The organism is Limnohabitans sp. TEGF003 (genome assembly GCF_055395455.1).
Window position 1 is genome coordinate 2,933,630 of sequence record NZ_AP029225.1, and the last position, 12,827, is coordinate 2,946,456.

Here is a 12,827-nt window from a genome sequence, read left to right on the forward strand (position 1 = left end):
AAGTACTTACTTTTTGAATTGAGATGATCTTAAACGGATTGATGATGATTCAACGATGCCAGCTTGATACTCAACCACCTGATTTAGCAATGCAATGTTCTCAGTCGGCCATGTGGTGCTGGCCCACAAAAAGGCGCACATCCTGCTGGTCACGCTCAACAAACAAGGCCGGGCTGACGAGCACAAGTACATGGACCACTGGATCGATGACACGCACTTTCACTGGCAAAGCCAGAACGCCACAGACCCGACCAGCAAACGCGGCGACGAAATCATCCGCCACGCCGCTTTGGGCATCGACATCCACCTCTTTGTGCGCGACACCAAGCTGGCCGTGGGCAAGGCCGCACCGTTCACGTACCACGGCCGGGTGCGCTACCAGTCGCACCAGGGCAGCAGGCCCATGAGCATTGTGTTTGGGCTTGATGCGGTGGTGGGGTCATTTGCAGGGCTGGATTTGCCAAGTCTGCAGCCCAATCGTCTCAATGGTCTTTTAAAATTTCTTCAAAATAGACAATTATTTTATTTTTTGTCCATAATGGCGAAATGTCCAGCAAGCCCCCTATTGTTTTCCCTCAAGAGCAAACACTGCTCACGGCCTTGGGCGAGCGCCTGCGGCTGGCGCGTTTGCGCCGCAAACTGAGCACGGCTGTGGTGGCGCAGCGGGCAGGCATGTCGCGCACTTCGGTCTACAAGGTCGAGGCGGGCGATGCGGGTGCCACTTTGGGCACTTATCTGCGCGTGCTGGTGGTGCTTGGGCTGCAGGCAGATTTCAACGCCTTGGCCGCCGACGACAAAGTGGGGCGCAAGCTGCAGGATTTGGCTTTGGCCCCATCGCCCGCAGCGCGACGCAAGCGCCCTGCCAGCATGCAATCCACCGACGCTGCCAACAGCACTTCTGAGGGGCAGCCATGACGGGGCCATTCGATGGGCTGGAGGTCTGGTTGGATTGCGATTTGGGGCCAGCTTGTCTGGTTGGCAACTTGGCACATGACCGTGGGCAGATTCGCTTTCATTACGACAAGGCTTGGCTGAACGACCCGAGGGCTTTTGCGCTGGACCCTGATTTGTCTTTGGACGCGCACCCGTTTTTCCCCAAGCCGGAGCTGGGTAACTTTGGCGTCTTTCTCGACTCATCACCCGACCGCTGGGGTCAAACGCTGATGAAACGGCGCGAGGCCTTGCTGGCCAAGGACCAAAAGCGTCAGGCCAGAACACTTTATGCGTGGGATTTCCTGATCGGCGTGCAGGACATGACCCGGCAGGGGGCGTTGCGGTTTCGCCCATCTGGCACGCAAGCGTTTTTGAGCAACGATGCTTTTGCAGCGCCACCCGTGACCACGCTGCGCGAACTGGAGCAGGTGGCTTGGCAACTCACTCACAAGCGCATTGACGATCTCGATGCTTTGCGGAAATGGTTAACAGTGCTTGTGGCACCGGGTTCTTCGCTGGGGGGTGCCCGTCCCAAGGCCAACTTCACAGAGCTGGACGGCTCTCTTTGGATTGGCAAATTTCCGGCGTGTGATGATGACCGTGATGTCGGGGCTTGGGAGTTCGCCACACATCAAATGGCCCAACGTGCAGGCATCGATGTCCCTGCTGCAAAGCTGTTGCGTCTGGGTGGTGAGTTTCATACTTTTTGTGTTCAGCGCTTCGACCGTGTCGGTGGTCAGCGGCGGTTTTATGCATCGGCAATGACGCTGCTGCACAAGGAGCAAAGCGAGGGCTGTAGTTATCTGGAATTGGCGCAATTTCTGCGGGCCAGTGGCGATGCTGAGACTGTTCAATCTGATCTGTCTCAGCTGTTCAGGCGCGTGGTGTTCAATGTGGCGATAGGCAATCGGGACGACCATTTGCGCAATCACGGCTTTGTGTTGAGCTCAACGGGCTGGCGTTTGGCACCCGCGTTTGATGTGAACCCGAACATCGACAAAGCCGAGCATGTGCTGAACATTGACGATATGGACAACCGTCCTGACTTGCGCACCGCGTTGAACACGGCCGCGTTTTACGGCCTGACGGCAGCGCAAGGGCGGCACATCATGGACGAGGTGATGGGTGTCGTGGACACTTGGCGCGATGTCGCCAGCCAAGTCCGCATTTCTCGGGCAGATATCGAACTAACGGCCGCTGCGTTCAGTGCACATGCGGCGTGGCCAAAAGGCTGAAGCCCGCCCGGCTCTGTGGCCGTTGATAACGTGACTTCAGCAGTTCACCCTGTAGCAAGGGACACAAGCCGTAAATTCCTCTCTAGGCTTGACAAGGACTTGGCTGTGTTGTCCGAGCAAGTGACATAGAACTGCTAGTTACAAGCCGTAAAAATCCCACCGCACACTTTTGACCAGCCAGGGAGGCCAAGTGTGCGAACTGGTCGTCACCCATCAAAAACAGGCAGCGTCGCTAAGGGGTTGGGTTCGTTGAGGTGGATTGAATATACCCCAACGATTTCCTGCAAGCCACACTTTTCAGGTGTGGGTGGTTTGGCACTTTCGTGCAGTGGCCGAGGGCGAGCGAATCGGCCAGTCGTGGGAAGTGGTTGGGTGGTCGTTGAAGGAAAACGACAGCGGCCGGTCGTTCTAAACTTTGCCCGCTTTAGCCATCGGACAGCTACCAGCAAAAGGGCTGCCTGCAACTCCTGGCTGGCGCGGGCTGTCCAGTCAGGTCAGGTTGCCAACACCTTGCGTGTTGGCCTGTTCAAGAGACTCAAGTGGGTGTGAGGGCTGGCGTCTGGGTAGTCGAGCCACGCAATGCCAGCCGCGTCAAGTCCGACACCCGCACCAGTGCTCCTCGCTGCATTCCGTTGGGCAAAGGTTTGCCCCCCAACAGTTCGACGTCCAGTTGGTCCATCAGAACCGAAGACTTGCTGCCGACAATCCTGGCCAGGTCAGCCAGGGGGATGAACTGCTGAGTGAATCGCAGCAGATGGTCGGGGGTGACGACCCGGCAAGGTTGGCCTCGAAGTGAGATGGTCTCGGACTCCAGCAGGCCTTGCTCAATCCAGTGGCTGATGCTTTCCCACTTCCAGCCGGTTTTCTTGCTCAGCTGGTTGACCGCCAGACCGTGCTCAAGCATCGGGGTGCCAAAGTACTGCTTGACGTCTGCGAGCCTGAACTGCAGCTTGCCCACCTGCTTGGCGGGTGCGACAGGCCGAACATCGCCAGAGTGGATGGCTTTCATGGCCGATTGGATGGCCGCCTTGTCACCCATGCGGCGGGTGGTGAGCTCGCTCAGGGCAATCAGCTCTTCGCCCTTCGCTGCCTGAACCTCTAGCCCCAGCAGCTTGTCCACCAAGCCCTGCAGCGACGCACGATGGACTGGGCCGGACTTGAAGGGGTCATCGCGCCAGTGCTTGTCGGTTAGCAGCAACTGGGCTGCTGCCATGTGCTCGAAGACACTGGTGTGCACGCCGAGCAGCTGGCAAGCTTCCGATTGCCCCATCCATTGGCCACGAGAGGTCTGCAGTCGCTCGACTTCCGACACGGGCACCTCGTAAACCAACCCGCGGGTGCCAAAGCGTTTGGTCCGGTAGGTCAGCAGGTTCTGGTGAATCAGCTTCATGAGCCCATCGCGGCTGACCCCGGTGCGCTGGGTCACGTCCTTGAGCAAGACATGGGTGATGCCCTGCGACGCGCTGGCATCCGAAGTGTCAAGCCCCACGACGCCATCAAACTCGACGGCCGCCACACGAAGCACAGCGTCCAGGAAAGGACGAAGTGGGCCGGTGGCCGTCAGGGCCTTGAGCTGCAGGTACCAGCGTCCAAGCAAGCTGTTGAGGGTGCGGGCCTGAGGCGTGCCTGCGGCGATGCGGTTTTTCACATGCGCCTCAAAGCCGCGCGGCCAGTCCTGCAGCAACAGGTCAAGCGGACGCAGAAACTCGATGGCTTCGCTGACGGTGTTGGGGGTGGCGGCATTGCGTGGCGGGTGCGCTGCTTTAGGGTCGTGCAACAGGCACAGGGTTCGCACAAGCTTGCTCAGTGTCGTGACCTCCACGCCGGAAATCTCGGGAGCTGTATCGAAGGAGCCAGAACCCTCAGCATGGGCCAGCTGTTGCGCCAGCCACCGCTGCGCAGGTGTTGCGCTCTTGCAGGTGTGCGTGCGCAGGTCATGGCCACACTGGCACAGTTCCAGTTTTTCTCGGGTCGTCGAGAGCAGTTCACCACACGCTTCGCAGCGGTCAATCAGCTCAACACCATGCTTGTTGCAGGCCACTGCGTAGCCATGCTCCCAGTAGGCGTGCAGATGCGCCGATTCCTCCAGGCACCTGGGGCAGACAGCGTCATGCTGATTGCGGTGCAGTGAGCGCCAGGCCCTGGCCGCTTGCTCTTGTTGCGCCGCGGTCACGGTCCACTGCAAATCCAGACCCAAGGCGCTGGCCATGTAGTGGGGCTGGCCCAGCAGACCCGAGCGAGAGGGGGAGACCTCGGCCATTTTGGCCAACTCCTTCCAGTGCCACAGTGCGTTGTGGGCGGCAAGGCGGCGGTAGTAACCCAGTGATGACTCGTGCTCAATCGGCGCGAAGATGATGGCAAGCTGCATTTCAAATCCCTGATGTGATGGTTGTGGGGGTGGTGGCCAATGAACGGAGAGTCATGCCGTTGAGCCTGAGCACCTCTTCGTGTGCTTTGTTGAGTTCAACGGCTGTCACGGGGCGGCCACTGAACGGGGGGTAGGTGGTCGTGCTTGGCGTCTCAATGGCCTGAGCGGCCAGGGCGCAATCGTCATAAGTCACCGCGCGGGGGGATTGATGGCTCATGAGGCAGGCCAGCTCCTGCATGAATCGACTGAGGACTCCCACCAGACCGCCACACAGCAAGTAGCAGTTGTTGACCAGACTCTGAAGGTCAACGTCGATAGGCCACCCTGCTTTCTTGAAGATTTCGGCATAGGTGTGCACACACGCTGTAAAGCTCTGTCGCTCTGGTACAGACATATAGCTGTAGGGCCGGAACTCACGCCTGGCTGACGCCCTGCACCGCAGCTGCTCGTTGCTCTCAAAAAGCTTTTGAAGCCGCGGAACGCCAAAGAGGATGAGCGTGACCCCCAGCTGCTCGTGCAAGTCCTTGAACCAGTCACCCGCCGCACGCGGAGGAACGCGTGAACCAGGTTCGACCAGGTGGCTGGCTTCTTCCCACAGCAGGACCTTGGTCTTGGCCAAGCGCAACTGCTCGAGCATGCGGTTGAACATCACCCCGGACGTCAAGCCACGCTGGGGCAGGGGTACGCCAAGCGCCGTGAGCACGCTGATGGGCAACAGCTTCGATGAAATCGAAGACAGAACCGGAACGGTCAGCACAGGCACCTCGCGCACGTTGCCTACACGTTGCGCGGGGTAATGGCTGGCCAGTGCGTTGAGCAGCATGGACTTGCCAACCCGCGAAGGGCCAATGACCCACTCGACCCTTGGGGCCAGGCCGTCAAGGGTGTCATCAATGCGGCGCTTGAGCACCGTGTGGTGTTCGTTGAAGAATTCATGGGGCAGCTCGCAGTTCTCAATGCTGCGCCGCAGTTCAAGGGCTGTTGTTGTCATAGGATGGATTGACGGGTGTTGCGGTCGAGGACGGGCAGCATCGGCACGTCGGCTGCGTTGATGTCAGTCGCGTCGGTAGCAGACATGTCCATGGTGGCCGGCGGTGAGGCCATGGGCTTTTCGATGGCACGCATGACAGCGCTCGTTTCCTTGCTGCGCTGAGTGGTGGCGCGTGATTGCTCTGGCCACTTCTTGCCGTGCTTGCCGGATTTGGCGGTATCCGTTGAACGCTTGTAGAGGTCGCGCCGGAATCCCTCAGACTGTTCAACGGCATCGGGTGTCCGACCCGCTGCACCGCGCATCATTTCCTTGGCTTGGGTGAAGGAGTAAGCCGGGGTGGCTGCGTCGACGCTGGTGTTGACGAGCTCCAGCAATTGACCATCCGGACCATCGGAGACATAGACGTGACGGAAGTCATCCGGGTCGGCCAGAATGTCCAGGGTTGTCTCACCGTACTTGGTGATGAGGTATGACATGTTCGGACCACGGAAGTTGAACCCTTCGTAGGTGATGCCCGTCTTGCGAGACAAGGTTCGACGGTCATGCTCGTAGATGGCCATGCGCCAGCGGCTGATGCTCGGTGGCAATGGCAAGGGGTGGCCTTGGTCCTGGGTGATGGTCTTCCAGCGCTGCGCCGGTGTGTTGCCCAAGTGCACAGGGTCGATGAATACGCTTTGCAAATGCCGCTTGAGCTCGGTGTTGGCCCACTCCTCGTGGTACCAACGCACAATCCAGCGCTCCAGTTCGTGCAGCTCCATCGGCAACTCTTTGAGCTCTTCAGGCTTGCGCTGCCCGTCCACGCCGTCAAACCGTGTGCAGCCTGGCAAAGTTTCCAGGGCTGACTTCAATGACCGGTTGAGCCGCTCAATGAAGGGCTTGCCGTGGGCATGACGGGATTTGCAATGTTTGGGGTCAATGCCCAGTGCAGTGAGCTTTTGCATGCGCTCGCCCTTGGTTTCCGGACCGTTGTCGAAGACCAGCAGCGAGGGCGTGCCGAAGCAATCCAGGTCATAGTCAAGGTCCAGGGCTTTGAACCGTTCTTTCTTGGAAAACAGCACGCTCTCGACGCACTTGAGGCTGTCGGATACGGAGGGCGAGCCAACTACCAGATGCCAGCCCACGGGCATGCCCGTGCAGCAGTCGATGGCGTGTACCAGGTAAATGGAGTTGGAGAGGCCGTCAGGCGTGTTGATACGCCATGGCAGGTGCAAGGCGTCTTGCTCAACGCGCATCAGTGGCGTTTCCACCCGAATCACCTCACTTGCCGTGGATTTGGCTGCGGCCACCAATCTGGGGTCCATGCGCTCGGTTTCAGGGTCAGTGGTGATGCTGCGTACCACCTTGCGTATGTAATCCTGGCTGACCGTGTCACTCCTGTCGATGAGCTGTTCGTCACGCAGTGCCTGGTTGACCCACTTACCAAAGTTGGTCCTGGTCCACCGCGATTGCGGTTGCAACAGGAAACGCTCAGCAGCGTCTTCGATGAATGCCCGCACGCTTTCTGAGCGTCTGGGCACGAAATTGCCGCGGTTGCTGTTGTCAAACAGGAGGGGCAGACCGTTGTCGTGACGACCGAGATAGCGGTAGATTCGGACATCTGACGGGAACGGCTTATCTGAATCAGGGTTGGCTTCGTACTCGCGCTTGATGGCTTGGTAAGCCATGTGACGGCTCACGCCCATGGTTTTGACGTACTCCAGTATTCGCCTGGTGATGTTCGTTGCAAACGCCAAGTCCTCGAGCTCTTTGTCGCTCAGGTTCTGATAGGTCGTGACTTTCGGGGCCCCCTTGCGCTTGGGCGTGATGGCGCCTGCGGCGATGCTGTTGCGGAGGTCTTCGTAGTCGAGATAGACGTCAGACTTCTTCTCGCAGTCGAGCGCTTTGATGCAACCCTTGATGAGCTGCGTATCGAGCACGACATGCGTTACAACCCCCAAGCGGTTGTCGAACAGCTCGTCCCCTTTGAGCAAATGCTGATTCATACGCTCAGGCTCCACAGCAACTGCAGGTGGTCCAGGCTCCCAAAGGCCGGCTCGGCTGGAGCACTCCCACGAATCGGGTGGGCGTGCAAGTCCATGCGCAAAGCGCCAAAGGCCAGCAGCACCGGAGTCATGCTCGCACTCATGCCCAGCCCTGCGCAGTAGTCGGCCAGCGTGATTGCACCTTGATTGGCCAGACGTGCGACTTCCTCGCAAACCTCTGGTCCTGGCATCAGGTCATCGTGCAGGCTGGCCTGGTGCAGCAGCGGCACGTTGGTTCGCAAGGGATGCTTGGATGACCTGGGCACCACAGGCCGTGCGAACTCATAGCCGTTTGCCCACAAGACGCGTTCGGCGTGCTCGAGCTTTTGCTGATAGCGTTCATCGCCCAAGTAGCCTTCGAGCTTGACTTCAACGGCCCGCTCGATGCCGCCGCTGAGCCTGACCAGGAAGTCGGGCGTGTAAAACCGAGCGCCCTTCTTGCCACGCTGCTGTGCCCATGCCTCCTGCCGTTCATCGGCCGAGCGCAGCACCGTGCCGTTGACCAGGTCAACCATGAATGGCTGGGTCCACACCTCCACCACCTCGGGGTCCAGGCTCAGCATGTGCGCAGCCAGGCGCTCGGCCTCTTGCTCGACCACCATCAACCCCCCTGATTTCTTGCCATGGGTCAGGAACGACTCCTTCCCATAGGTTGACGCCACGCGGCGTGCCCCTGTATCGACCCCAGACATCCCTGGGCGTTTTCCGTACACCTTGCTCATCTATGCCCCTTACAACGCTTGTGTTTTGGCGAACTCGAACGGCCCCATGCCGATGGCGAGTACCTGCTTGAAGGGCAGGCTTGTCGGTATATGGAGTACCTACAATAGGGTGACAAAATTGACGCCTTTGCGCCAAGCCAACCTGTCAGCTGAGCAGTGGAGCGGCGGGCAGGAATGGCCGCCAGAGGGTTGTGGAAAGGTGCTGGCTCGTGGGGGCCAGCCGTCCAAAGAGGGAGAAAAGCGTGACGACAACAGCCAAGCTCAAGCAGACGTGGCAGGGGTATGCCCAAGGGATGGTGCAAGACGCCATCCTGGCGCACAAGCTCACGTACAGGAGGCTCGCCGAGCTGCTTGATGAGACTCACGGGATGAAGGTGACCCCCAAGACGCTGGCCCGAAAAATCGGCCGTGGAAGCTTCGATGCGGGGTTCTTCTTTACCGTCATGTCCGCACTGGGCGTGAGCCGCATTGACATGGCGGGTGCACCCAAGCGGGCTGGCAAGCTCGTCTACACCCCTGCGCAGGATGTGAAGCGCCAGAGCTGGATGCCCCAATAAAGCAGGCTCAACGCGCCCTTGCTGGCGTTGACTGCCGAGTCCATGGTTCTTCGCAAACTGCGAAAAACATGGGTGATTGAATACCGCGTCCATCGCGCACCCCTTTCATAAAAAGGGGGGCTCACACCCTCTCGGGGCGTGGCATCAAATAGACATCAGTTCAAACATCTGCTTTGCAGACGAGGAAAAGTCTAGCAAAGAAGATGGGAAACCGGAAATCAAGTGATGGTCATCCTTCTTGGTTCGGCGCAGGCGTTGATGTTCTCTTTGACTGGGTTGCACTGGGGAGTGCGTATGCGCTTGGGCTTTGTGTAAAACCGAAAATGCAAGCCATGACTTGCGAAGTTTCGCGATAAAGGCATATATGCAAGCAATGGCTTGCACGTACCCCATGCGCGTTAAGGGGGTGAGGGTTCAGATGGCCTACTACTGGCCATGGAGCGTCCAGCCGGGAGTGCTGTGGGATGGGCGTGCAATGGGCAGATATTCGCGCCAAGCGAAAAATCAGCGGGCCAGCACTTTGGGGATATCACTCCAGCGTGTGGTGTAGCGCGGTGATACTCGCTCGCGTTTCATCGTCCATGCGGCAGCCGTGCCCATGGAACCGATTTTGAGGGTCCCACGTCCGAACCGGCGGTTGATTTCATCGAGCACCCCGACCAGACGTTCAGAGCGCTGTCGTGGCAGTTCATCCGCGTCCATGTCCCAAAGGGATGCCTGCCGCTGGGATTTCGGGGTCAGCTCGCTGAGCATGACGGCCGCTTTTTTGTAAGCGAAGCCGGGCCGGTAAATCTGCTCCAGCACCCGTATGGCGTAAGCCACCAGGATGCGGCTGTCCGCCGTCGGGTCCGGAATCGGCACGATGACGCTGCGGCTGTATTGTGGCTCGTCAGGCTTGAACCGGTTGGTCATGACCGCCACGGTGACTGCGCCGGCCACCGAGTTCTGGGCGCGGAGTTTTTCTGCGGCGCGGCAGATGTAGGTCGCAACCGCTTCCTTGAGCTCTTCTAGCTCGTAGACCGGCTTGCCGAACGAGCGGCTGGACATGATTTGCTGCTTAGTCGGCATCATCATCTCCAAGGGCAGGCAGCTGCAGCCTTGAAGCTCTCGGACGGTTCTTTGCATCACCACAGAAAACGCCCGGCGCATAAGCTCCAGGTCAGCACGCTGCAGGTCCAGCACCATGTGGATGCCCATGGTGCCCAGCTTTTGAGTGATGCGGCGACCCACGCCCCAGACCTCACCCACCTCGTTGCGAGCCATCCAGTCGGCCTGCTCGGACAGGCTCAGGGATTCAAAGTCACACACACCGTCAAAGCAGGGGTTCTTCTTGGCCAGGTGATTGGCGAACTTTGCCCGTGTCTTTGTGCTGCCCACGCCAACGCACACCGGCAAGCCAACCCAGCGGGCCACACGCTGGCGGATTTTCTGCCCGTAGGCAGTGAAACTGCCTTTGCTGATGCCCGTCATGCCATCCAGGCTGAGGAAGGACTCATCAATGCTGTAGACCTCGATATCGGGGGAGAAGTCCCGTAAGACCTCGACCACCCGGTTGCTCATGTCGGCATAGAGCTCGTAGTTGGAGGACAGGGCGATGATGCGGTGCTGTTTGGCCAGGTCCCGCAGCTTGAACCAAGGCGAGCCCATCGGCACGCCGATGGCTTTGGCTTCTTTGCTTCGGGCCACCACGCAGCCGTCGTTGTTTCTGAATGACCCTAACAGTTAGTCGGGATAAAGTGACAGGTTTTGCTTATTGAAGCGTAACTAACGGTTTTCAGACGATTCGGAGACTGCACAAGAGAGGGGTGCCATGCCTTGCGCAGCCCCACCTCCCTCATCACGGTGCTACAGCAAAGCAGCGAATGCTGCAAGTCGAGGACAACGCTTTGTCTGACTGCTTTCGGCCAACGCGGTTGCTGGAACGAATCCTTATCCCCGCTCCGACTTCATCGTATGCCCATAGAGGTGAGCCTACCTACCTCTGCAAGCGTTGCATCTTTGATTTGGCTGCTTGCCGTGCTGTCAGCGAGGTAAGCAGTCACAAGGACCGGTGCGCCTTGCGGTGGCAGCAATATTCCGATGTCGTTCGCATCTGTCTTGTTGGTTCCGGTCTTGTCGCCAACGGTCCAATCAGCAGGGGCTCCGGCCTTGAGGCGCTTTCCTCCAGTCGTATTTTCGAGCAGCCACTGGCGAAGCAAATTCCGCGATGAGGGTGAGAGTGCATCGCCCAAGAGGAGCTTGTTCATGGTCATGGCCATGGCTCGCGGTGAGGTCGTATCCAAGGTTCCTCCCTCGACTCGGGTGTTGAGGTCGGGTTCGTTGCGATCGAGCCTCGTGACCTTGTCACCGAGTTGACGGGCATACTGGGTGAGAGCTTGAGGGCCACCGTAGCTGGCTAGTATGAGATTGCCCGCTGTGTTGTCGCTGGTGGTTATCGTCGCGTGACAGAGTTGGGCCAAAGTCAGCCCCTCTCCATCCGCATTTGCCTCGGTCACTGGCGACCAAGGCACCAAGTCCTGCTTACGGTAACGAATACGTCGAGTGAGCGACTCTTCACCACGATCCACGCGCGCCAGCACCAAGGCACTCGCCAGCAGCTTGAACGAACTGAGCATCATGAAAAGTTCGTCAGAGCGGTAGCCAAATTCGTGACCGGTCGCTGTGTCTATGACATGTACGCCCAACCGGCCTTGGGCTTTTGCCTCGAGTTGCTGAAACACAGCAGTCATCTGTCTTTGCTCACCGATGGCAAAGCTTTTCTTGGGCAAAATCGCACTGAAGCCAAAGGCAGAAAATGCCATCCCGACGGAGAAGTTGCGTCTTTTCATAGTTCCCACTGTTTGAAAATGAGGGATCATATGGTTCGTCGGTAGCCTCTTCAAACGGGAAATCTGCAGCCCAGACCCAAGAAAAACTGAGATCATCATGGACCTACCGCTTAACGCGCTGCGCGCATTTGAGGTGTCTGCACGCCATTTGAGCTTCACCCGTGCGGGCCTTGAACTGCACCTGACGCAGACCGCCGTCAGTCAGCACGTCAAGAACTTAGAAGACCGCCTCGGCAAGAAACTATTCCGGCGTATCCCGCGAGGGCTTGCTTTGACAGATGAAGGGGCCGCCCTGTTACCAGTGTTGACCGATGCTTTTGAACGGATCGGTTCAACGCTTGAGAACTTCAAGACGCCTCATAAGAAAGAAGTTTTGTCTGTCGGCGTCGTGGGCACGTTTGCAGTGGGCTGGTTGCTGCCACGCCTACGCGACTTTCAAGTCAAGCACCCCTTCATAGATCTTCGACTGTTCTCCAACAACAACCGAGTCGACTTGGCAGGGGATGGTCTGGACTTCGCAATTCGCTTTGGGGATGGCCACTGGCACGGCACAGAAGCGTCGAAGCTTTTTTCTGCGCCACTCACGCCTGTCTGCGCCCCTTTCATCGCAAGTCGCATCCACACCCCCAGTGATTTGGTACGGGCAACGCTATTGCGCTCGTATCGGGCAGACGAATGGACTGCATGGTTTCAGGCGGTTGGGTTAAGCCCTCCACATTTGACAGGCCCTGTATTTGACTCGTCCCTTGTACTTGCTGATGCAGCCGCACAAGGAGCTGGTGTGGCGTTGTTGCCGATTCGCCTCTTTGGGCGGGACCTACTCGGCGGTCGGCTGGTGACCTTATTTGACACTCGAATTGAGACGGGAAGCTACTGGTTGACCAAGCTCAAGCCTCGCAAAGAGACCGATGGGATGAAAGCTTTTCGTGGCTGGCTGGAGCAAGAGTGCCGAGACGATTAGCTTTCGGCATTTGGAGGTTGTAGCCTGCAGCCACTTTGACCGTTGAGCAGTTACATCATCGCGATGGATTGGAGGCTGCCGCTCAAGTGAACATGGCTGCATCAAGAGACTGCCAACGGGCCAATTCAGAGTTATCAACAGGCATCGTCCTCCCCCAGATCCCCACCCGCTACTCGTCTCAAAGAGACGATGAACCCGAAGTCAGGAAGGC

General features: G+C 58.5%; 11 protein-coding genes. 5 read left to right on the forward strand and 6 right to left on the reverse strand.

Annotated elements, in window-relative coordinates; all coding sequences use genetic code 11:
• Positions 1 to 94 precede the first annotated feature (94 nt).
• The 3 genes from ACZ5RT_RS13870 to ACZ5RT_RS13880 are packed head-to-tail and all read left to right on the forward strand — an operon-like array spanning position 95 to position 2,168.
• Positions 95 to 643, forward strand: a complete 549-nt coding sequence (locus tag ACZ5RT_RS13870; protein ID WP_464452866.1) for a DUF3427 domain-containing protein — start codon at positions 95 to 97, stop codon at positions 641 to 643.
• Complete coding sequence (locus ACZ5RT_RS13875; RefSeq protein WP_464452867.1) at positions 601 to 915, forward strand: helix-turn-helix domain-containing protein; 315 nt, start codon at positions 601 to 603, stop codon at positions 913 to 915. The genes ACZ5RT_RS13870 and ACZ5RT_RS13875 overlap by 43 nt, the downstream gene beginning before the upstream one ends.
• A complete protein-coding gene (locus tag ACZ5RT_RS13880; protein WP_464452868.1) occupies positions 912 to 2,168 on the forward strand; it encodes a type II toxin-antitoxin system HipA family toxin in 1,257 nt (418 codons plus the stop codon). The genes ACZ5RT_RS13875 and ACZ5RT_RS13880 overlap by 4 nt, the downstream gene beginning before the upstream one ends.
• A 535-nt stretch (positions 2,169 to 2,703) precedes the next feature.
• Here the strand turns inward: ACZ5RT_RS13880 and ACZ5RT_RS13885 are convergent.
• The 4 genes from ACZ5RT_RS13885 to ACZ5RT_RS13900 are packed head-to-tail and all read right to left on the reverse strand — an operon-like array spanning position 2,704 to position 8,240.
• Entirely contained in the window at positions 2,704 to 4,536 is a 1,833-nt protein-coding gene (locus ACZ5RT_RS13885) for a TniQ family protein (protein WP_464452869.1), read from the reverse strand.
• Position 4,537: 1 nt separating this feature from the next.
• Positions 4,538 to 5,527, reverse strand: a complete 990-nt coding sequence (locus ACZ5RT_RS13890; protein WP_464452870.1) for a TniB family NTP-binding protein — start codon at positions 5,525 to 5,527, stop codon at positions 4,538 to 4,540.
• Positions 5,524 to 7,509 carry a Mu transposase C-terminal domain-containing protein gene (locus ACZ5RT_RS13895; protein WP_464452871.1) on the reverse strand — a complete coding sequence of 662 codons (1,986 nt, stop codon included), beginning with the start codon at positions 7,507 to 7,509 and terminating at the stop codon, positions 5,524 to 5,526. The genes ACZ5RT_RS13890 and ACZ5RT_RS13895 overlap by 4 nt, the downstream gene beginning before the upstream one ends.
• Positions 7,506 to 8,240, reverse strand: a complete 735-nt coding sequence (locus tag ACZ5RT_RS13900; protein WP_464452872.1) for a TnsA endonuclease N-terminal domain-containing protein — start codon at positions 8,238 to 8,240, stop codon at positions 7,506 to 7,508. Before ACZ5RT_RS13900 ends, ACZ5RT_RS13895 begins: the two co-directional genes overlap by 4 nt.
• Before the next feature lie 272 nt (positions 8,241 to 8,512).
• Between ACZ5RT_RS13900 and ACZ5RT_RS13905 the strand changes: the two genes are divergently transcribed.
• Positions 8,513 to 8,827, forward strand: coding sequence for a DUF6471 domain-containing protein (locus ACZ5RT_RS13905; RefSeq protein ID WP_464452873.1), 315 nt, complete (start codon positions 8,513 to 8,515; stop codon positions 8,825 to 8,827).
• 504 nt (positions 8,828 to 9,331) lie between these two features.
• On the opposite strand, the gene ACZ5RT_RS13910 is transcribed toward ACZ5RT_RS13905, so the two are convergent.
• A complete protein-coding gene (locus tag ACZ5RT_RS13910) occupies positions 9,332 to 10,516 on the reverse strand; it encodes a Y-family DNA polymerase (protein WP_464452874.1) in 1,185 nt (394 codons plus the stop codon).
• A 257-nt stretch (positions 10,517 to 10,773) separates the two neighbouring features.
• On the reverse strand, positions 10,774 to 11,655 hold the full coding sequence (gene blaPAU / locus ACZ5RT_RS13915; RefSeq protein WP_422169972.1) for a PAU family class A beta-lactamase: 882 nt from the start codon (positions 11,653 to 11,655) through the stop codon (positions 10,774 to 10,776).
• A gap of 97 nt (positions 11,656 to 11,752) precedes the next feature.
• Between blaPAU and ACZ5RT_RS13920 the strand changes: the two genes are divergently transcribed.
• Positions 11,753 to 12,616 carry a LysR family transcriptional regulator gene (locus tag ACZ5RT_RS13920; RefSeq protein WP_422169971.1) on the forward strand — a complete coding sequence of 288 codons (864 nt, stop codon included), beginning with the start codon at positions 11,753 to 11,755 and terminating at the stop codon, positions 12,614 to 12,616.
• The last annotated feature ends 211 nt before the right edge of the window (positions 12,617 to 12,827 follow it).

Bases quoted from the DNA above. Each gene is read 5' to 3' on its own strand.
- blaPAU (WP_422169972.1), bottom strand. From the start codon at position 11,655: ATGAAAAGACGCAACTTCTCCGTCGGGATGGCATTTTCTGCCTTTGGC.
- ACZ5RT_RS13885 (WP_464452869.1), bottom strand. From the start codon at position 4,536: ATGCAGCTTGCCATCATCTTCGCGCCGATTGAGCACGAGTCATCACTG.
- ACZ5RT_RS13895 (WP_464452871.1), bottom strand. From the start codon at position 7,509: ATGAATCAGCATTTGCTCAAAGGGGACGAGCTGTTCGACAACCGCTTG.
- ACZ5RT_RS13870 (WP_464452866.1), top strand. From the start codon at position 95: ATGTTCTCAGTCGGCCATGTGGTGCTGGCCCACAAAAAGGCGCACATC.
- ACZ5RT_RS13880 (WP_464452868.1), top strand. From the start codon at position 912: ATGACGGGGCCATTCGATGGGCTGGAGGTCTGGTTGGATTGCGATTTG.
- ACZ5RT_RS13900 (WP_464452872.1), bottom strand. From the start codon at position 8,240: ATGTCTGGGGTCGATACAGGGGCACGCCGCGTGGCGTCAACCTATGGG.
- ACZ5RT_RS13920 (WP_422169971.1), top strand. From the start codon at position 11,753: ATGGACCTACCGCTTAACGCGCTGCGCGCATTTGAGGTGTCTGCACGC.
- ACZ5RT_RS13890 (WP_464452870.1), bottom strand. From the start codon at position 5,527: ATGACAACAACAGCCCTTGAACTGCGGCGCAGCATTGAGAACTGCGAG.